General features: G+C 33.7%; 27 protein-coding genes and 2 pseudogenes. 21 read left to right on the plus strand and 8 right to left on the minus strand.

Annotated features, from left to right (window positions below):
- The 8 genes and pseudogenes from DW904_RS20970 to DW904_RS21005 form a co-directional block, all read right to left on the minus strand.
- A pseudogene (locus tag DW904_RS20970) lies at positions 1–541 on the minus strand (hypothetical protein); the annotation flags it as partial.
- A gap of 201 nt (positions 542–742) precedes the next feature.
- On the minus strand, positions 743–1,720 hold the full coding sequence (locus DW904_RS20975) for a GIY-YIG nuclease family protein (RefSeq protein ID WP_118584086.1): 978 nt from the start codon (positions 1,718–1,720) through the stop codon (positions 743–745).
- Positions 1,721–1,823: 103 nt separating this feature from the next.
- A complete protein-coding gene (locus DW904_RS20980) occupies positions 1,824–3,920 on the minus strand; it encodes a hypothetical protein (RefSeq protein WP_243110520.1) in 2,097 nt (698 codons plus the stop codon).
- Between the two features lie 6 nt (positions 3,921–3,926).
- The gene (locus DW904_RS20985; RefSeq protein ID WP_118584087.1) at positions 3,927–4,226 is read right to left on the minus strand and encodes a hypothetical protein; all 300 of its coding nucleotides are present in this window, start codon (positions 4,224–4,226) and stop codon (positions 3,927–3,929) included.
- Positions 4,227–5,224: 998 nt separating this feature from the next.
- Positions 5,225–6,304 carry a hypothetical protein gene (locus DW904_RS20990; protein ID WP_118584088.1) on the minus strand — a complete coding sequence of 360 codons (1,080 nt, stop codon included), beginning with the start codon at positions 6,302–6,304 and terminating at the stop codon, positions 5,225–5,227.
- 76 nt (positions 6,305–6,380) lie between these two features.
- The gene (locus tag DW904_RS20995; RefSeq protein ID WP_118584089.1) at positions 6,381–6,563 is read right to left on the minus strand and encodes a hypothetical protein; all 183 of its coding nucleotides are present in this window, start codon (positions 6,561–6,563) and stop codon (positions 6,381–6,383) included.
- Positions 6,564–6,663: 100 nt separating this feature from the next.
- Positions 6,664–7,011 (minus strand): hypothetical protein, encoded by a 348-nt coding sequence (locus DW904_RS21000; protein ID WP_118584090.1) that lies wholly within the window; start codon positions 7,009–7,011, stop codon positions 6,664–6,666.
- Positions 7,012–8,719: 1,708 nt separating this feature from the next.
- Positions 8,720–8,929, minus strand: a complete 210-nt coding sequence (locus DW904_RS21005) for a hypothetical protein (protein ID WP_118584091.1) — start codon at positions 8,927–8,929, stop codon at positions 8,720–8,722.
- Positions 8,930–10,145: 1,216 nt separating this feature from the next.
- Between DW904_RS21005 and DW904_RS21010 the strand changes: the two genes are divergently transcribed.
- The 21 genes and pseudogenes from DW904_RS21010 to DW904_RS21105 all read left to right on the plus strand — a co-directional run.
- Positions 10,146–10,751 (plus strand): hypothetical protein, encoded by a 606-nt coding sequence (locus DW904_RS21010; RefSeq protein ID WP_118584092.1) that lies wholly within the window; start codon positions 10,146–10,148, stop codon positions 10,749–10,751.
- 1 nt (position 10,752) lies between these two features.
- Positions 10,753–10,959: a hypothetical protein gene (locus DW904_RS21015; RefSeq protein WP_118584093.1), complete on the plus strand. Its 207-nt coding sequence runs from the start codon at positions 10,753–10,755 to the stop codon at positions 10,957–10,959.
- Positions 10,960–11,059: 100 nt separating this feature from the next.
- Positions 11,060–11,272 (plus strand): XRE family transcriptional regulator, encoded by a 213-nt coding sequence (locus DW904_RS21020; RefSeq protein ID WP_243110522.1) that lies wholly within the window; start codon positions 11,060–11,062, stop codon positions 11,270–11,272.
- Between the two features lie 318 nt (positions 11,273–11,590).
- A complete protein-coding gene (locus DW904_RS21025) occupies positions 11,591–11,953 on the plus strand; it encodes a type II toxin-antitoxin system RelE/ParE family toxin (RefSeq protein ID WP_118584095.1) in 363 nt (120 codons plus the stop codon).
- Positions 11,946–12,245, plus strand: a complete 300-nt coding sequence (locus DW904_RS21030) for a helix-turn-helix transcriptional regulator (RefSeq protein WP_243110523.1) — start codon at positions 11,946–11,948, stop codon at positions 12,243–12,245. The genes DW904_RS21025 and DW904_RS21030 overlap by 8 nt, the downstream gene beginning before the upstream one ends.
- 41 nt (positions 12,246–12,286) lie before the next feature.
- Complete coding sequence (locus tag DW904_RS21035) at positions 12,287–12,709, plus strand: helix-turn-helix transcriptional regulator (protein WP_118584096.1); 423 nt, start codon at positions 12,287–12,289, stop codon at positions 12,707–12,709.
- A gap of 150 nt (positions 12,710–12,859) precedes the next feature.
- Entirely contained in the window at positions 12,860–13,348 is a 489-nt protein-coding gene (locus DW904_RS21040) for a hypothetical protein (RefSeq protein WP_118584097.1), read from the plus strand.
- A 10-nt stretch (positions 13,349–13,358) separates the two neighbouring features.
- Positions 13,359–13,517: a hypothetical protein gene (locus DW904_RS23145; protein ID WP_202187796.1), complete on the plus strand. Its 159-nt coding sequence runs from the start codon at positions 13,359–13,361 to the stop codon at positions 13,515–13,517.
- A gap of 111 nt (positions 13,518–13,628) precedes the next feature.
- On the plus strand, positions 13,629–13,877 hold the full coding sequence (locus DW904_RS21045) for a hypothetical protein (RefSeq protein WP_118584098.1): 249 nt from the start codon (positions 13,629–13,631) through the stop codon (positions 13,875–13,877).
- Positions 13,858–14,040, plus strand: a complete 183-nt coding sequence (locus tag DW904_RS21050) for a hypothetical protein (RefSeq protein ID WP_118584099.1) — start codon at positions 13,858–13,860, stop codon at positions 14,038–14,040. The genes DW904_RS21045 and DW904_RS21050 overlap by 20 nt, the downstream gene beginning before the upstream one ends.
- 16 nt (positions 14,041–14,056) lie before the next feature.
- Entirely contained in the window at positions 14,057–14,242 is a 186-nt protein-coding gene (locus tag DW904_RS21055; protein WP_118584100.1) for a hypothetical protein, read from the plus strand.
- 1 nt (position 14,243) lies between these two features.
- Complete coding sequence (locus DW904_RS21060) at positions 14,244–14,633, plus strand: hypothetical protein (RefSeq protein WP_118584101.1); 390 nt, start codon at positions 14,244–14,246, stop codon at positions 14,631–14,633.
- Positions 14,634–14,647: 14 nt separating this feature from the next.
- Complete coding sequence (locus DW904_RS21065; protein ID WP_118584102.1) at positions 14,648–14,830, plus strand: hypothetical protein; 183 nt, start codon at positions 14,648–14,650, stop codon at positions 14,828–14,830.
- Positions 14,831–14,835: 5 nt separating this feature from the next.
- Positions 14,836–15,144, plus strand: coding sequence for a hypothetical protein (locus DW904_RS21070; protein ID WP_118584103.1), 309 nt, complete (start codon positions 14,836–14,838; stop codon positions 15,142–15,144).
- 5 nt (positions 15,145–15,149) lie between these two features.
- A complete protein-coding gene (locus DW904_RS21075; RefSeq protein WP_118584104.1) occupies positions 15,150–15,479 on the plus strand; it encodes a hypothetical protein in 330 nt (109 codons plus the stop codon).
- A 2-nt stretch (positions 15,480–15,481) separates the two neighbouring features.
- Complete coding sequence (locus DW904_RS21080; protein WP_118584105.1) at positions 15,482–15,733, plus strand: hypothetical protein; 252 nt, start codon at positions 15,482–15,484, stop codon at positions 15,731–15,733.
- Between the two features lie 90 nt (positions 15,734–15,823).
- The gene (locus DW904_RS21085; protein WP_118584106.1) at positions 15,824–16,837 is read left to right on the plus strand and encodes a hypothetical protein; all 1,014 of its coding nucleotides are present in this window, start codon (positions 15,824–15,826) and stop codon (positions 16,835–16,837) included.
- 92 nt (positions 16,838–16,929) lie between these two features.
- Positions 16,930–17,169: a hypothetical protein gene (locus DW904_RS21090; RefSeq protein ID WP_118584107.1), complete on the plus strand. Its 240-nt coding sequence runs from the start codon at positions 16,930–16,932 to the stop codon at positions 17,167–17,169.
- A gap of 147 nt (positions 17,170–17,316) precedes the next feature.
- On the plus strand, positions 17,317–17,589 hold the full coding sequence (locus DW904_RS21095; protein WP_118584108.1) for a hypothetical protein: 273 nt from the start codon (positions 17,317–17,319) through the stop codon (positions 17,587–17,589).
- Positions 17,586–17,768: a hypothetical protein gene (locus tag DW904_RS21100; RefSeq protein ID WP_118584109.1), complete on the plus strand. Its 183-nt coding sequence runs from the start codon at positions 17,586–17,588 to the stop codon at positions 17,766–17,768. Before DW904_RS21095 ends, DW904_RS21100 begins: the two co-directional genes overlap by 4 nt.
- A 39-nt stretch (positions 17,769–17,807) precedes the next feature.
- Positions 17,808–18,098: pseudogene (locus tag DW904_RS21105) on the plus strand (hypothetical protein); the annotation flags it as partial.

Below are 18,098 nucleotides of genomic sequence, written 5' to 3' on the forward strand. Positions count from 1 at the left end.
TTACAATATTTCCAATTTTTATAGAAGATAATTCTTTTAAAATTTCTTGTGACTTATCCTTTAATTGATTACAATAATCAGAATGTTCTTCATTAATTTGGTTTATACTTTTTGTAAAAGAATCATATTCATCTATTAAAAGTACGATGTTTGACATTTGTCTATTATTAGCTCTACCTTTCATCTTAATAAAGAAATTCTCTGTAGGAGTAGTAACCTTAGTGCTTGATCCCTGAATTTTATCAAGCCATTCTTGTAACCAGTTCATTGGACACACAAGATCTTTATTGATTCGTCCTTTTAATTTGTTCTTGGATTCCTCAATATCTTCTTGTGGAAGTTCTTTACCATCCTTAGTTACAGCAATTTCTCTTGTGTATTTCATAAATTCAGGAAAGTCACACTTTTTCATTCTTTTATTCCCATTTTTGTCAACTACTTCTTTTTTCATTGACATACATGGAAGTTTACTTATCCTATCAATCTCTTTAACACCATCAATTTCATAAAGCCTCTTGCAGGAATCGATTATTACTTGCATCTGTTATGTCCCTGGCTTTTTATCCAGGGCGGCTCCGAATTTCTCCGGAGTGTCGGATCATATCTTTGCCCACATCTTACATGTTTGGGCACTCAGCGCTCGTGTCTGTATTATTAGTTGCCATACTTCAACAGTTGATCTCTGAGCCTTCCGGTTACTTTAACTGGCTTTCACCGACTTGGTTGCTGATTAGCTTTTATATCAATTATTTAAGATTTTTCTTTCTATTTTTCTTATTGGGGTAAATATTGCATCTTCTACGGTCCATCCACCGCCATTAATGCGATCTGTAATTGTATGATGTGTAATTTCAGGATAAGGACTTAACTTTGCTAATTCCTTAGAAGAATATTGTTTTCCATTATACTCATATTTCTTATTGTATTGTTTCTTAGGTTTGGTTATAGCATCTTCAACTGACCAGCCACTTTGATTTATTCTACTAGTTATGTCTCCAACTGTTAAACCTTCTACCGTACTTAATTGAAGTAATTCAAATGTACGATAAATTTTGCCTTTATATTCATACAAACATTCTGCCTTTTTATTTCTACATCCAGGAGGTTGTAATTTTTTACCCTTTGGTTGAGTTAATGCACGGTCAATATCCCAACCCATACATTCAACACGATTGAATATATCAGAAGAGGTTAGTCCTTTTATCTTGCTAAATTTTACTAATTCTTTTGCACTATATAATTTCCCATTATATTCAAATTTTATATTCTTTCGTGTTTTAGGCTTTGATAAAATATCTTCAATATCCCAACCATGTCCAAGTCTTGTTGTAACATCATGTGCAGTTAAATTTTCAACTGTACTAAATTGTAATATTTCTTCAGCAGAATATGTATTTCCTTTATAATCAATCTCTACCCAAGAATCTCCTCCAAGACCTCCGCCTTTTCCAATATTATAGCCATTATTTATACTATCATATTTATTAATATAATACTTTTCCAACTCTTGCGCTTCATTAAATGTCAAATTTTCTTGTAAAATAATATGTTCTATATTTTCCCAACCAAACTTTTTAATTGCAGAATAAACTGGTTGTTTTTTATAACCAGAACCATTTGACCAACGATCTTCTGGTTTTTGTCTAGTTAAACCTATATAAGATTTTTTATCAGGAAAATAATGCATATATACATAATAATTTCGTTTACTTTCAGCCATATTATCACCTTTTGTTTTTTTATTTCTTAAATAATTGATATAATTAGCTTTCCAGCAGTTCACTGAGTATTTTTTGAACGGAGTTTTCTCCGAACCGGCCCATTTAATAACAAGCCAATACTGAAAGAATTACGAAATTATCTGACAGTTCATCAAGTCTTTTTGGATCTGGATTATCACTCTGTAACTCACTCCAGTAATAAGTCATGGCAAGCTGTGCCAAATTACTGGAATATCCAATTCCGATTCTTGATTTAGAAAATGTATTGTCCATACGTGCATATTCTGATTTGTTATTTTTATAAATGACACCACTTTCTTTTAAGTCATTGACAATAGTAGGGTAGTGTTTATAGCAATAAGCTGCACACTTAACCATTGTCGGCTGATTTGTGGCTAGAACGAAATCCGAATCATGATCGCTTCCGTTACTTCTTGCTTGAAAGTCAGTCTCAATATTATTTACAGCAATAATATTTTTTGAAAATTCAAAGTATTTTTCCATCTCGTTACTATATACATTATGAAAATAACAAATATTATTTGGGGAATTGTGAGGATTACGAAATGCACATAGATGTTCGTCATGTTGAAATCTTGTAGTGTAACACTGAATTACACTATTCTCACTTTTTAGAGTAGGATCTTTTGTAAAATCCTCACCAACAGAATAGAGTAGAAGAGCATAAGGGTTTCCACATGTTGTTAAATTGTCACCATTTACAACAATCTTGCCTTTTCTAAGCTTGTGTACATATGCAGAAATAATTTTTGACTTCTCATGTCTGAAAAATGTACTATTGCCAAATTCATGGTTGTGATCATATAAATCAGCCATCATCTCATAGTGGTTTACCTCATTAGCATTTTTTCTTAAGAATTTCTCAAACTCATTATTATCCTGCTTCAGTAACTCCACATATTCAATACTGGTGCTTGCAATATCCCTTACATCATCTTTGGTACATGGGAGAGTATTAACCATCTGATAACTGAGCTGTTGATATTCACCAAGTTTACTAGGATGATCGGTTTTTACAATACCGAACACGCTGCCATCTTCATTTACCTTATTGCACCAATACTCATATGCAGATTCTAATGAGCCGCCCATTAAATCCTTAAATTTTTTCCATTTGATGGCGTTGTCAGTAGTGATAATCTTAATGTCTTTCAAATAATGCCAATGACCAAACATGTCTTGGACCTGGTAAGTTTCGTAATCATTGCCGGTTTTCTTACACCAATCCTTAAAGAATAACTGTATATGAGATTTAAAACCACACATCTTAAATAAATGGTGTCTCATCAGAGCCATGCCGTTGATTTTAACAGTCCATTCCGGATTATAAGCATTTCTGCAATCTTTGAAATAATCAGCTTCGATCAAACCCATACCATCCCAAAGTGTATTCTTGACTTCAGTAACCTTCTTGTCTACTACACATTTCTTGCCAATTCGACCCTTAGAATCAATGTAATCTTCTGCACGAACAATATTAGCCATTGTCTTAAAAAATGAATCCTGGTCTCGTAGAATAAGAATATCCTCTACAGGAATATACTTAGTTCCTACAATAGTAGATGTAGTAAGTGGAGCGTAGGCAGACATCTCAACAATTTTTGCATTGTCATCTGTCATCAGTTTTCCAAGTCCGATAGTTAACCATTCATAAGCAGCTTTATAAAGATCAGAGTTTATAAAGATAACCTGTCCAAACTTTGCTTTAGCACTGGTTCGAAACAACATCTCATAGTGAATTGTCTCTTCACTTTTAATACTGCCATCTTTATTCTTAGTCTTATAAGTAACATCTACACCTTCGTTATAGAATTTATCTCTGATCTGCTCACGTTTTTTTTCATCATAGAGATCTTTGTTATTCTCAACTTTCTCTAATGTGTATTTAAGACGTTCCTTTAATTCGCCATCAGAATTTTTATATAACTGCTCAATTCGCTTATGTTCATCCTCATAAGATCTGGTTCCAAAGTCAAAGTCTAAGCAAATAATATCTCTAGTAGATTCACCTTTATATACATTAAGACCATTCTTTATAAGAAAAGCAGAGAATAAACTGTTATTAAGCATTGCTTCAGTGTAAGAGAAATAATCTCTTGTCCCTAAATTAACATCATATAATGTACCGGCACTGATATTTTTAATTTTAATTCCAAATTCACTAATGATAATCACCACCTTACATTATTGATGATCTTTCTTAGTAGAATTTTTAGTTGATTTAAATTTATATTTATTTCCCTTATTCTTATTATTACTCTTTGTCCATCCAATAGAAGAAGCTGCAGCATTAATATTACAACTAGGAAATGGAGGATAATCAGTCTCAAAGGCATATAAATTTAATATATTTGATGCATAGCGATGAAATTCTTCACGAGATGGTATAGCAGGAAATGTACCACCTGTATAATAATTTTTAGTAGTCTTAGATGATAATCTCTGTGTAAGTGCAACGTTGTCTGTGTTTACTTCTGTATTCATATTTAGTATGTACTCCTTTTAACATAATTAGTATTAATCCTTTCTGTGCGAGGTTGATAAGTTACATAACCTACTAAATGTGAAGGGTTGAAGGGTAGTAGGTCATATAAAATTCTTCTTAATAGAAAAATCTTTATTCACAAAAATTGCAAATGTGTTATTTCACACCTGACTATTAATTTCTTCTCTATTTAGTTATAAGTTATATTGGAATTTATTTATCTGAATAGATAATGAGTAATAAATAATGATAATAATAGTAAATAACAAAATCAATTAGAACGAAGCTAGATGTGAAGCGTAGCGAACATATAGCGTAGTGATGACAAATGAACGTAGCGTAAGCGAAGTGAGTGCGGCAGCCTCTGGTGGAACACCAGTAAAGTATAATCAAAATTTTATAATAAATATTTATAATCAATATTTCAAACTAACTATCCTGTCGTTCCGACAGTGCTTAACCGCATTCACTTCGCTAAAGCTTCGTTCATTTGGAATCACTTCACAATTTTTCGCTAACGCTTCAAAATTGTTCGTTCGAAATTGGTTTGATTGTATATTTTTATTGGAATTCTTCCGTTTATAATTGGAATATCACGAGAGATCCTATATAAAATAAGGCTTAAATGTAATTGTTACAAAAGTGTTAAACTTGTTTTCGCCTTATTTATATAGCGAAAAAGCGTGTTAAAAAATCGTCCATTTAAACTTCCCTATATAAGAGAATATATATAATAATATATATTGGAATTATAAATGGACGATTTTTGATTTTGCCCTTATTTTATATGGCGAAAAAGCCTTATTCCTAGTAACTTAGTAGACATTTGGTTTTACTATATAAAATATGGTTAAAATCAAATTTTCAACTTTTCTAAATTTGTATTAAAATGAAAATTCAGGATCATCCTCATTGCTCTTAATAAAATCTTCTGCTGAAAACTCTAAATCTTTGTGTCCAATTTTTATCAATTCATTTGTTAGAATAGATTGTGCCGTTAGATATGTATCAGGGATTTTCCATACATTTTTATCATTCTCCATTGAGAATGCAGGTAACTCACCCCAATAATCTTCTTCATTTCCAAATACTTCTTTATTATATTTTCAATGCATTTATCATAGTAGGACTGCGCATTTTCATTTATACAAGTTACTACGTTTTCATTTAATAACTGTTTTTGTAAATATATTTCTGTTTCTGGAAGTGCTTCTTTAATGTCTTCTGGAGTGTAAATAATCTTTAATTGTTTATAACAATGATCCCATCCAAATTGATCTAATAAAAGTTCATTAACTTTTTCATAATATTCTTTTTGTCTGCCAGATACAAAAACTTGAAACATTTTTTCGTATCCCATTTCAGTATGTAATACATAACGTTCTGTTTGAAGAATAAGTTTCTTTTCATCGTCAGTAGCAATTGAACTTATCTCATTTCCATGGTTATCATATTCTACAATTACAGTTTCAGGTTCATAAATAATAAGTTTTCTACTTTTTAGATTATTTAATGCAGAAAATAAAATTTGTTCAAGTCTTTTGTTGCAGCGTTGATAAAAATTTCTTACTTCAAACGATGTTACTGTTTGATCTAATTTTATAAGATCTTTTTCACTTGTTTTTCCATAATTATGATTTGTAATACCTAAAAGTTCCCACCAGTTTTTCTTTGTTAATGTACTTGTAAATCCATCTTGTTTTGATAAATACTGTAATAAAATAACTTCAATGCAATGTGCATATATAGAATTATTCCCAAATTTTCTTTTATCATCTTTTTCAAGCGGAGTATCATAAATGTCTGTTATAATAAATTTCTGTCCAGATTTCTCCCAATCAAAGTAACATTCAAATTCTTTTAGTTGTGCTTTTCTTGCATTACCACCTTGAATAAAGTCTTGTTTTAATAACTCACAAAGTTCTTTATAATTCTTTACAGTCATTCCAACTTTTAACTTTGATGTATTGATTTTTAATGGTACTTTTGGCTTTGTTATTTTAGTAGTTGACGACTTTGTAGTTTTCTTTTTAGTGGTATTTGATGATTTACTTTGTTTATTAGTTTCTTTTGGCATTATATTTTTTCTCCTTAAAAATTTTATTGATTATTTTCAGTTGTATATTTATTTGGTTTCAAATATTTCTTCTAAATTATTTTTCTTTGCATTCTGAAAAAATATTATTATATTCTTCTTCAGTTAGTGGTCTTTCTAAATCATATTCGTATTTAGGTTCAGACAATTTCTGTGGACCATTTGGATTATCTGGATCAACTGGTTCACAATAGAAATATTCTTCCTTACGTTTATATGCCTGTTCTGCTAACTCTGTCATATTAGGTTTTAGTAAGGTTGTGGTCCACCGTAAGGACATGTTGAGATGTGCTTATTAGAAACCTGTTTCTTAAATAGTGATTGTAAATCTGATAAAGACTTTATTTGTTCCATGATCCTGTTAACCTCATAATATATTCTTTGTATAATGTTGGCGATGCTTCCTTTAGTAATTCTTCTAATTCTTTAATAGGTTTGTTCCAAATACATACAGTGAATGGTGCTTGACAACCATCGTAGTATTCTGCATAAAATTTTACTTTTGAATCTGGGATTACTTCGATTCTATCATAGTTTGCCCTTGCTACTCCAAATGCTGATTCACCATAACCAGATTTTGAAATTGCCTCTTCAAATTTATCAAGTTCATCATCTAATGATGAATCCCCTTTGTACCAAAACTCGGATAATAGTTTAACTAAAACTTCAAAATTATATTTTTCATTCATTTTTTACATTCCTTTCTTGAGATGTGATTAGTGGATTCAATATAGACTTCTAAATGGAATTTTATTTTATTCTTATTAATTAAATTCGATGCAAAATGAGAAGTATATTAGTTTAATGTAATTTTGAGTTAGATTCGAGTTAGATTCGAGTTAGATTTGAGTTAGATTTGAGTTAGACTTGAGTTAGACTTGAAAAAATATAGCTATATATTAGACCTGGATGGTGATCTGGGTAGTGAGTGTAGCTGAGATTAAAATATACCCCCATTACGGTACTTTAGATGAGTTTTTGATGGTAAATTTTGACGAAATAGTGGTTAGTGGTAAATTGGTAGGGTAGAGGTGTTTGGACGATTTTTTGGGTGGAATTTTGATATAAAGTAGGTGTAGATTATAGATGCGTTTGAAATACTTGGATCAGAGCGAGTGTAATAGATGAGATAAAAATAAAGCAGCACGTCCGGATTGGATGGCTGCTTTTAAATTTTTTTAGTTAAATTATGTGAATTAAGTTGTGTTTTTTTGATACCGAGAAATAACAGTATTTATATAGGAAAGAATATGATTGGTGTGATGAGTAAAATGGGTTTTGAGTAGGGATTTATTTGGATTTTATCGAATGAGTGTTTTGGTAATAGTGAAAAATTGCTAGTTATGCCAGGAAAACATTGAGATTTTGGTGTGGTGAGTGATGTATTGGGTATTGTGGGAAATTTGTGTAGCTGAACGGTATCGATTGATTGGGCGAATTTATTTGAGATTTTGGTGTGGTGAGTGATGTATTGGGTATTGTGGGAAATTTGTGTAGCTGAACGGTATCGATTGATTGGGCGAATTTATTTGAGTTGGGATAGATGGGTGCGTGATTTTGGGGTAATTTTTGATGCTATTTTTGTGGAGTGGGAGTGATGAGTGGTAGGGATTTGTTGGGATTTTACGATACGGTTGTCGATACGATGGGAGAGTGGTGGAGAGTGTGAGTTGGTAGGGATTTGTTGGGATAGATGCATTTTCCAGTCAGTGTGAAGATTGACCTGCTTATGCTGCTGAGCCGATCCAGGATCTTTGCCAGGATTAAAAGTACCCCCATCCCTTATTTTTCATGGCTTCTAATAGATATTAGAGGACATGAAAATATACTTTTGCGATAGAAAATACAGAAATCACTATATACTGCAATCTGGCGTTGTCTGGCAAGGGCTTTAAACTGGTATATAGTAGGAATTTTTCAAAAAAATAGGGTAAAAAGTCGTAGAAATCCAGTATTTACAAGGGTTTAATGGTTATTCATAAATGATAATTTTTTCGGTAGATAGCGTGAAAACTGTTGCATTTGCAACAGTATCGTATTTATAGATTTTATCTATAATAAACGATTTATCTATAGCTTTCACCTATAGCACACTTTGCCATAACTATAACCTATACCAAACAATCCAGTTATAACTTTCACTTATGCCAGACTCACACACTTTTATACACTTTGCACAACGTCTTTCCCGATTCCCAATTTTTCACCCTCAAAAAGATACTTTTCACTCCACATCACACCCACATAACAGCCCACAACCCAACTAAAATCAACCACTTTGTGCAATATGCCTATACCGCAGCTCAACTCACTGCTTACAAAATGTATTTCTAACACGGACGTTTTCAAACAATTACATAATTACGCACACAATAACCACAATACGCTAAATTGTATTTACATTTCTCCTAAATCCCTAGCTATTTTCTCATTTATAGCTTGTATTATAAAATCATTTACACTTTTATAACCATACTTGCTACAATGTACTTTCAATTCTTCCTTTTTGCCCTTGTTTACCGACAATGCTATTCTATCATAGTTATTTTTAGCATAATCATTTTTGTATTGTGTCCTTGTTTGTCTATTCTCTTTATTATCTGACATTTATATATCAACCTACTTTCATTTTTTTGCATTATATAGAAGTAATTTCACTAGAATTATACCATACGACAGCCTACAATGCTAGTAAAATCAATACTTTCCACTGTTTCTACTTCTGTATTTTTGAAATATTCCTTCTAATAAATGGCGAAATAAAAAAGTATGAAATTGTGCGACTTGTGCAAGATATATAAAAAGTCTTGTGTAAGATTGTGCAATATTCAGACTTGTATCTTGTGTAAGACAATGATATACTTGCGTCAAGCAATTGAGATACAGCAACAACGACTTCTCAATTGTGGATGTACAAGCATATGTATCTGGATAAAACCTACCAGAAAAAAGTTTTAAAAAGTTTAAAAAAAGGTGTTGACACATACAAACGTATGTGATATAGTAACACCAACAACAGACAAATGTCTGTTGAGTGTCCCAAAAAAGTTGCCGGACTAATCCGGCGGTAACAATCAACCAAAGCCGATGATTTAGGCATTCGGCATTCCGTACTTTGAAAAGTGAATGATGATTGATTGAATAGCAATTCTTACGAATTGCAAGTTGTCTTACGATAGCGTGAAGTCTTTCTGTTTTCCTCATAAAAGGTTCTGGCTTGTGGATTCCTCGCCAGTATTAGCGCCACCAGTAAAAGTGCGTGAAGGGTTGTAGCAGACCTACCGCCAAAAGACCAGCGGTTACAATAAGCTACAGGTGTTGGATTACACCTAAGTCATGCGGTAAGAGGCTGATTCTGTCCATCGCTACCAGTAATTCGTTCTGGATTCGCTCGAAACTGGAAAAGCGGTTTATAAATACATAATACATAATTGTTTCACCAACTTATTTTCAGAGAGGAGGTGAAACTATGGTAACTATTGATGTAGTTCGGTGCAAAGAACACTACGAATTGTTCTTCCAGGGACGATTTCTGTGTTCTTGCGACACGAACGAACTAAAAAGTTGCTACGAGGACGCTGTAAAAAGTGTTCTCTGTGGTAGCTTTAAGTAGCTTTTAGTTTACACCATTAGTCACTAAATGTCAAGCCTGTACAGGGTGTAATGTACAGGCTTTTCTAATGATCCAGGCTATAGGTCTATGGTTCAATCACAGGATTATTGTTTCACAATTGAATAACACGCACTAGGATTATATCCAGTGAATGATGGGTTATGCCTTCCCAGTAAAAAGCGACTGGTAAAAATACCAGAGGAGAATACTATGTCTAAATCTACAAACAAAAAAATCAACTTCGATTCTATGAACAGTGGTGTAATTGATGACCTCAGAACCTTTAAACAGGTTCGGTTAGAACTGGCACAAAAAGCCAACGACTTTGCACTTGCTAGAAAACCTCTCCAGGATAAACTGGACGTGGCTATTTCAACAGGTGATGTGGAACTTTCTAAGTCTCTGTCCTCTGAAATTGAGGATCTTACTAAAGCTTATAAAGCTGAGGTGACACCAATTAACGAGGAGCTGAACCGTGTTCTTGGATTAGTTCCACAGGGTATGTATGACTGTTACCTCAAAAAGATTAACGAGGGTAAACGTGGGGAATATCTCCAGGCTTGCCAGGAGTTTGTTCGCCGGTTCGGTGCAAAAGGTACAGACACAGCTATCAATAAAATGGCTGAGAGATTGTGTGACCTTGTAGGTATTAAAGCTTCCAGCAATAAGATGATTTTGGAGAAAAACCAGTTTACCAGTCTGTACTCAAAACGTCAGTTTAACAAGATGTGGATGAGTGCATTCTGTGACTATGCATTAGCTGAGATTGATAAATCAATCAAGACTGATACTGAGAAAAAACAGGAGGTGGCTTAATATGGTAACTATAGTTAAGATTTCTGACAGCGTAAGTGGTGTAGTAACTCGTAGAAAAGCTACGGAGTACCTTCTTGGTACTCCTTTAACAACTTATCAATGGATGCATGTTCAGCAGGACTGGAAAGCGTTTGCTGATGATCCGTTGAAATATGCAGACACGGCAGTTGTAGACATGGTAAAAGATTACGTGTCTAATATTCTGTAATTAAACAGGCGCACTGGCATCAACGTTATGAGGAGGTGAAAAAGGTTCTTGCATACACTCTTTGCATAATTTATAATTAAGTGCAGGAGGTAGTTTGGCTATGAATATGCAGGAAAAAATTGAAGGGGCTTTAGCCCATGCAAATATGTCCAAGACTGAAATGGGTAAAAAAGCCTTTGATGTGACACAGCAGACAATCTGTACAAGAATATCACGCGGTAAATTTACCAAAGAGGAACTTGAGCAGATTGCTCACGCCATGGGAGCAGAATACGTTTGTTATTTTGAGTTCCCAGATGGCAAAAAATTTTAATTATTACAGTCAGCAACAAAAAAAGGATCTACGTTATTAGTAGGTCCTTTTTTTGTTGTCCAAAAATTCACGCCCACATAGTACAACCAGGCAGTACAATCCAACACACACACACCACGCAGTTCACGCATACCCCTCAAACTGCGCAAAAATCTGCAGCTTAACCCCTGAGCTTATAGATGCCTCTCCCTTAGTGTGGATAGATAGCGGTTCGATTCCGCTTGTGGGCTTTAATTTCCATAAGGGAAATCTTGTTTTTTTATTGACAAAAATATACTTTTAAGTTATAATCGGCTCAAAAGAAAGGAGAAAAAGAATTTGTTTGAGGTTATTTTTTACAAGGATAAAAAAGGCAAAGAGCCGGTAAGAGACTATTTTATCTCATTGTTTGAGAATGATAGTAAAGACAACAGAATAAAACGTGAGAAAATCGAAGACTGCATGAACGTTCTAAAGAAAAACGGTGCAAGAGCAGGGCTTCCATATGTAAAACATCTTGAAGGGAAAATATGGGAATTAAGACCATTAAGTGATAGGATCTTATTTTTTACATATGTTAATAATACAATAGTATTGTTATCCCACTTCCAAAAGAAAACACAAAAAACTCCCAAAAGGGAAATTAAAAAGGCTGAAAAGCTAATGAATGATTATATAGAAAGGAGTAAGGATAATGAGTAAAATGAAGATAAGTCCCAGGGGTTCATCCTGGGACGACTTTGAAAGACAAATGTATACACCAGAAGAGATTGAAGCAAGTAAAGTTCGGTCTGAAATCATTACAGAAATGATTAAAGCAAGAGAAGAGGGTGGGGTTACTCAAAAGCAACTTGAAATTATGAGTGGTATTAAACAGCCTGTTATTTCTCGAATGGAGAAGGGAACTACAGATCCTCAATTATCTACAGTATTAAAAGTGCTTAACTCTTTGGGAAAAACTTTAGAAGTTGTATCAATGAAACCTGTAAAATAATAATAAATTAAATAACCTCAATTAATAAACGGAGATAGATTATGCCATTTGTAGAAGCAGACGTAAAAAGAGAAATTGAAGAAGAAAGGGGAAATGATCCTAAATTTAGAAAGGCGTGGGGCAGAAGGCAAACTAAAGAAAATATGAGTCCAAAAGGTTCTTCTTTTGACGATTTCTTAAAGGAAATATATCAAGATCCTAAGTTTAGAGATTTATGGTATGATTTAGCAGCAGATAAAGATATTGCAAGTGCAATTATTAATGAGCGAAATGAAAAAGATTTATCTTTAAAACAGTTTGCTAAGAAAGTAGGAATATCTAAAAAGAAACTGGTTAAAATTTGTGAAATGGGTAATAATCCGTCACTTAATCAACTAAAGAAAATTGCCAAGGGAATGGATAAAGTTCTTAAAGTTGAGTTTGTCTCAAAGGACGAATTTGACAAAAAAGTAATGGAAAGGTAATAAAAGTAACATAAGAGAGTCTATCATTAGATAGGCTCTTTTTTAATGCACAAAAATAATTCTCATTTTTTTAGAAGGGAGATTGTGTTTATTATGTCAGCCCCAAAAACAACCACAAAATAAATTCATTCCAAGAAGGGAGAACACAAAATGAAAAAATTTCTTGTAGCTGCAACATTCGCAGCATTAACAATTACCACATCAACCACAGTTTCCGCAAAGGCAAATATCCGGTATGGTACCGGAATTGTGACCGGTGCAAAATCTATTACAACACAGGACGGTAATGTCTGGCATACCAAGCGAAAACTCCATCTTCATAAGGGAGCTAACGTCCAGGTTAAATTTGACACTAAGGGAACTAGGCGGAAAAAGGATGATACAATCCTTAAAGTAAAGAAGCAAGCGAAACCGGAGGTCAGCATTCCAATCTCTGATATTGCTCTGGTGTACACAGATTCCTTGGGCTACACCACACTACAGCTGAAGGACTATGGCTGTATTGGAGATGATCCAAATAACATTAGTTATGAAACTATCAAACAGATGGTCAACTCTTACTACGTGTCTGTAAAGGAAACTACAGATTCCGTGACGGTAACAGAGCCAAACGGAAATAGTTGGAGTATTAGAAAGTGAGGTGCTTGTAATGTCAGAGTCAGTTAAAAACTATAAAAAAGAGGCAATTAGTATTGCAAGGGATTTTCATTACTCAACTAGTATCCTTGCACGTCTTAACAACGCAACAACAGAGGGTGAGATTTGCCGACTGATGATAGAAGGCAGACACACAAAAAGATACTACTAAAAACGCATTATAATAAGGAAGCTTTTCATTCCATCTACGGTTCGTAGGTGGATTTTTTAATATAAAAAGTTTCCGATTTTGGAAGAGAAACACAAGGAGGTGCAAGGCAAAATGATTAGAACATGTGCATTAGTTGAGCGAAAATATGATAAAACTAAAGCTGTCGTAATTTATGATCGATGCGAGGATGGTTTTCCACTAGCCATAATGATGTTTGAATTTGCAGATGAAACTTATCCATACAAGTATCCTTCACCATTTGGAGATATTAAAAATATCTCTTGTGATACGGCAAGAAATGACATGGAAATGAAAGAGAAAGGGTGGGTGAAGGTGACAAATGAAACGCAAATATTATAACTGCGAACTTAAAGAGCTGGATGCTCAAAAACTCAAGGCAAAACTGAAAGAAGAGGGAATTAAATTTGAGTCATCTGGTGTTGGCTATCATTACACACATTTCGAAATTCTGTGTAATGATACAGAAGCAGAAACTATTGATAAGTTTTTAATGGAACTGTAATGGAGGTGCAAGGTAAATGGTAGAGGTATTAGCAACAATCAATACTACTGAAAAATCAGTAGGAAGAGTATGCAACTATTTGACAAACAGAAGAGTGAAACACAGAGTAGTTTCATCTGGTGACAATATGCAGATCAAACTACTCACCACTCGAAGCGAAATATCAGCAATAAATAGATTCTTAGAAAAAGAGGTGAATTAAAATGGGAGCAGCAGAAGCTTTAAACTACGATTACGATGTTATTGACACACCAACCGAAACACCGACAACAGATAAAATTGTTCGGTGCTTCACAGATAGCGAGCTTAATGATGAGCTTGCTAATCTGTTAAAAGATAGTCTTGCTGGTGTACGCAAGGCAAACCTGGAAGATCACGGCTTGGAAATCCGTAAAAGAAACCGCGAATTAATCATCAGAGAGAAGAAGAAGCAAAAACTTCTTTCTATGGTTGAATTATCCATGATGATCTTTGTATTATTACTGATTCCGGTTTTAGGAACCGTAATTGTAAGAGAAGCTGTGTATTTATGGTTGTACATTATCACAGGACCAGTCGCAGCTTACTTGATAAACCAGTTAAGAAAAATGTAGGAGGAGGTATAAAAATGTATAAACGTAAAACAGTTGATTGTTACGCCATTGAGGGGTTCTATGAAGGGTGTGGATGGGATATTGAGTGTTATTGCGATGACTGGAAAGACGCAAAGATACAGTTAAAAACATATAGAGAAAACGTCAGTTACCCAGTACGAATTAAAAAATGGCGTGAGAAAATCAAGGAGGCATAAGGCAAATGGTATATACAGTAATTACAAAACACCAGGTCTCAAATTGCTGTGATAATCCTGAAAAGATTGTTGCAGAGCAGGAAGAGAAACGCAAAGTATTTGGTCTAGTGGATGACGACCAGTATTTATGTCACTTTTTTGAATCTAAGTTTTCAAATGGAAGAACTGCTTATTATACTATTGATGATGCAATTCAGTGCCTAGCCATTAAAGAGGGATATGATATGGTTCAGTTCAGTAATGGAAATCTTGGATTCGTTGCTTATTATGGTAGTGAAGTTAATGGATTTGAAATTTTAGACAGGGAGGTATAAGGCAAATGACAGATTTAGTAGAAATCGCAAAAATTTGGAATGGTATCATTGAAATCTATAAGGAAACTATTCCACAAAACAATCCAAAGGTAACTGTAGTAGCTGTTTACAAAAAATTTGGTAAGGCAAAGACAAATGAAGCGTTTGCCACAATCGCAGCAATTAAAAAACACGATGGCAGAATCAGTCCAAGAAACAGAAAGAAACTGTCATCTATTCCGGTTAATCCAGATTGTACAGTATGGGATAGGATGGTTAATCCGATGATTGGATGTAATTTAGACTATATCCATACTGCACATATAGATAATATGATTACAGAATTGGAGGTATAACAATGGGAAAGAAAACAACTAAATCATGGGATAAGAAACAGGAACGCAAACTCCGGTCTTATCTAAAGGCAAACGGATATTTGTACGTTTGCTCAAAAGGAAGTCACGACAAGTTCCGGTCGCAGATAACCGGTAAGAATGTAGAAGTAAATAATCACATTAATAAAATGGTTTGGAAACGAACCATTGAAGAAGTCGCAGACGATCTCAAATCAAAAGGCTACAATTACGTTCCATATGAGCGTGTTCGGTAGTCTTTTTTTATTGGAAAATTTTAAAAAACTGAATATTGGATGCCATAAGGCAAATTTAAAATATATTGATAGATAAGGGAGAATAATATTATGACAACAGTAAATATGAAAGATTTTATTGAAAATGGAAGCAAAGTAACACAGGGAGTTATGGAAGAAATTAATAAATCCGTAAAACCTATTATTGAAAGAGAAAGAACAAAAGAAGATAGGTCAGCTGATATTGGAGAGCTTAAAGGTGTACTTTCCGCAGCAAAAGCAGCCGGACTTAGTAAGGTAATTATTAGCGTTCCGGTTCGGTTACTTGCTATTGATACATCATATCAGACACCAAACAGAACGGAAAGAGATTTAAGACAGCTTGTAAATAACTGGGTAGACTATAAATGCCAGCCATTAATGGGTGTTCCACACTATGAAGATGGATGGATGGTAATTATGGATGGATATGGAAGAACTATTGCAAGCCAGATGGTCGATGCACAGAAGTACATAGAACTTCCGGTTTTAGTATCTCTTGATGCACCAATGGAACCTAAAACAAGAAGGGAATTTGAAGCAGAGATGTACGTATATCAGAATAGGGATGTTTCAAAGATGACACCTATTCAGAGGCATGGAGGTCTTGAAGTTCTAAATGATCCAACTGTCAAGCTTTTGGATTCTTTAAAAGATACATATGGATTTAGCTACGTAAAAGAAAAAGGTATGCGTGAAAGTGGTGTTCTTGGATCATATTCTCAAGTATTTGAGTTTTGTAGAATTTATGGAAAAAATTGTATGACTTGGATTTTTGATATTTGTCAGAAAGCTGGATTTGACCGTAAGGGAAATGGATATGCTTCTTATATTCTTAGAGCATTAAAAGATATTTGGAAATTATACGAAGCGGATAGAGATAAAACAAAAGATTATTTAGGACATAAATTTAGACCTGAGCTTCCTAATATTATTAAATCTCATGCGGTATCTAAATATCCAATGTTAAGTGTTCCTATGGCTGTAAGTCTCTATGTAGAAGATTTGGTAGTTAATGATCTTAATTTACAGCAGTCAAGAACAGTAGAAGGAAGTCATGTTGTTCCTGTTCGTAAATTTGCATAAGGGAAATTAAATATTCTCTTGACAATACATAATATATAATGTAGTTTTGATATTAAAAGAAGTGAAACAAATTAAAAAAGGAGGTAGTAGGAATGGCAATAGATATGGCAGAACTTACAGGGTTATTGCCTAATTCTGTAATGAAAAATATTATTGATTTTGCAGATATTGAATTAAAAGATGGTCGTATATCAACAAGAATAACAGTAGGACATATTCTCACTGATGAAGAGAAGTCAAAAATGAAGAGTGAAAGAATTATTGGAATTGATTGTACCACATATCACAAATATGCGCCAGAGATTAAATATTCATATTTTTATGTAGTATAAAATTCCAGGGTATAAAGAGTCATCATAACAGATGGCTCTTTTTTAATACAAGAATTTCAAATATTTAGAAGTAATGAGGGTAGCAAGTGAAATTAAAACTTGCTGCCCTCAAATCATTTAAAAATAAAATCAAAGGAGAAAAATATTATGGCATCAACAATAGGAGCAATACCAAAAGTTTATAAAAATGTTCGGTCTTACTTCGAAAGGGAACTTAAAAATTACGAGGTAATCTTAGTTAGACAAAAAATAACTGAAGATTACTTATATAGAGTAATAGCACAAAACAAGATTACCGGTAAATATGCAGTGTGGACATGCTGGAATGAAAGCACGCAGTCGTTGAACTTTGGTCATTACGATCTTACAAAAGAAACTGCGATTGATATTTTATTTTGTAAAGGAGAGTGGGATTTTTGATCAACAATATGAGAATGCAAGAGATTGCAGAGGTACTTGCAAGTAGAATTGCAGAGCATGATCAAGATTTTGCGAGAGAAGTTCTTATTGATGAGCTTGATATGGAAGATGAAGAATTAGATTATTTCGGAATTTCTAAGGTAGATTTAGGAATCGAAGAAGATGATGAGGATCTGTAAAGAGCAGATAAAATGAAACTTTTAAGGGAGGAAAGTAAAATGAAGAAATATGAACTTACAACAGAAACTAAAATTAATGCTTTTGGTAAAAAACTTTTTAGAATTAAGGCACTTGTTTCTTTTGGACCTGTATCTGCTGGAGAAAAAGGTGGATGGGTGGAAAAAGAAGAAAATCTAAGTCAGTCTGGTAACGCATGGGTATTTGGCAACGCAGAGGTATATGATAATGCATGTGTACGTGATAATGCATGTGTACGTGATAATGCATGTGTACGTGATAATGCATGTGTACGTGGCAACGCATGTGTACGTGGGCAACGCATGTGTACG

Source organism: Ruminococcus sp. AM42-11 (assembly GCF_003480145.1).
Lineage (GTDB): Bacteria > Bacillota > Clostridia > Lachnospirales > Lachnospiraceae > Blautia_A > Blautia_A faecis.

What these genes read in the sequence shown, in the direction of transcription:
- DW904_RS20975 (WP_118584086.1), bottom strand. Translation starts at nt 1,720, where the DNA reads ATGGCTGAAAGTAAACGAAATTATTATGTATATATGCATTATTTTCCT.
- DW904_RS20985 (WP_118584087.1), bottom strand. Translation starts at nt 4,226, where the DNA reads ATGAATACAGAAGTAAACACAGACAACGTTGCACTTACACAGAGATTA.
- DW904_RS20990 (WP_118584088.1), bottom strand. Translation starts at nt 6,304, where the DNA reads ATGCCAAAAGAAACTAATAAACAAAGTAAATCATCAAATACCACTAAA.
- DW904_RS20995 (WP_118584089.1), bottom strand. Translation starts at nt 6,563, where the DNA reads ATGACAGAGTTAGCAGAACAGGCATATAAACGTAAGGAAGAATATTTC.
- DW904_RS21000 (WP_118584090.1), bottom strand. Translation starts at nt 7,011, where the DNA reads ATGAATGAAAAATATAATTTTGAAGTTTTAGTTAAACTATTATCCGAG.
- DW904_RS21005 (WP_118584091.1), bottom strand. Translation starts at nt 8,929, where the DNA reads ATGTCAGATAATAAAGAGAATAGACAAACAAGGACACAATACAAAAAT.
- DW904_RS21010 (WP_118584092.1), top strand. Translation starts at nt 10,146, where the DNA reads ATGTCTAAATCTACAAACAAAAAAATCAACTTCGATTCTATGAACAGT.
- DW904_RS21015 (WP_118584093.1), top strand. Translation starts at nt 10,753, where the DNA reads ATGGTAACTATAGTTAAGATTTCTGACAGCGTAAGTGGTGTAGTAACT.
- DW904_RS21020 (WP_243110522.1), top strand. Translation starts at nt 11,060, where the DNA reads ATGAATATGCAGGAAAAAATTGAAGGGGCTTTAGCCCATGCAAATATG.
- DW904_RS21030 (WP_243110523.1), top strand. Translation starts at nt 11,946, where the DNA reads ATGAGTAAAATGAAGATAAGTCCCAGGGGTTCATCCTGGGACGACTTT.
- DW904_RS21035 (WP_118584096.1), top strand. Translation starts at nt 12,287, where the DNA reads ATGCCATTTGTAGAAGCAGACGTAAAAAGAGAAATTGAAGAAGAAAGG.
- DW904_RS21040 (WP_118584097.1), top strand. Translation starts at nt 12,860, where the DNA reads ATGAAAAAATTTCTTGTAGCTGCAACATTCGCAGCATTAACAATTACC.
- DW904_RS23145 (WP_202187796.1), top strand. Translation starts at nt 13,359, where the DNA reads ATGTCAGAGTCAGTTAAAAACTATAAAAAAGAGGCAATTAGTATTGCA.
- DW904_RS21045 (WP_118584098.1), top strand. Translation starts at nt 13,629, where the DNA reads ATGATTAGAACATGTGCATTAGTTGAGCGAAAATATGATAAAACTAAA.
- DW904_RS21050 (WP_118584099.1), top strand. Translation starts at nt 13,858, where the DNA reads ATGAAACGCAAATATTATAACTGCGAACTTAAAGAGCTGGATGCTCAA.
- DW904_RS21055 (WP_118584100.1), top strand. Translation starts at nt 14,057, where the DNA reads ATGGTAGAGGTATTAGCAACAATCAATACTACTGAAAAATCAGTAGGA.
- DW904_RS21060 (WP_118584101.1), top strand. Translation starts at nt 14,244, where the DNA reads ATGGGAGCAGCAGAAGCTTTAAACTACGATTACGATGTTATTGACACA.
- DW904_RS21065 (WP_118584102.1), top strand. Translation starts at nt 14,648, where the DNA reads ATGTATAAACGTAAAACAGTTGATTGTTACGCCATTGAGGGGTTCTAT.
- DW904_RS21070 (WP_118584103.1), top strand. Translation starts at nt 14,836, where the DNA reads ATGGTATATACAGTAATTACAAAACACCAGGTCTCAAATTGCTGTGAT.
- DW904_RS21075 (WP_118584104.1), top strand. Translation starts at nt 15,150, where the DNA reads ATGACAGATTTAGTAGAAATCGCAAAAATTTGGAATGGTATCATTGAA.
- DW904_RS21080 (WP_118584105.1), top strand. Translation starts at nt 15,482, where the DNA reads ATGGGAAAGAAAACAACTAAATCATGGGATAAGAAACAGGAACGCAAA.
- DW904_RS21085 (WP_118584106.1), top strand. Translation starts at nt 15,824, where the DNA reads ATGACAACAGTAAATATGAAAGATTTTATTGAAAATGGAAGCAAAGTA.
- DW904_RS21090 (WP_118584107.1), top strand. Translation starts at nt 16,930, where the DNA reads ATGGCAATAGATATGGCAGAACTTACAGGGTTATTGCCTAATTCTGTA.
- DW904_RS21095 (WP_118584108.1), top strand. Translation starts at nt 17,317, where the DNA reads ATGGCATCAACAATAGGAGCAATACCAAAAGTTTATAAAAATGTTCGG.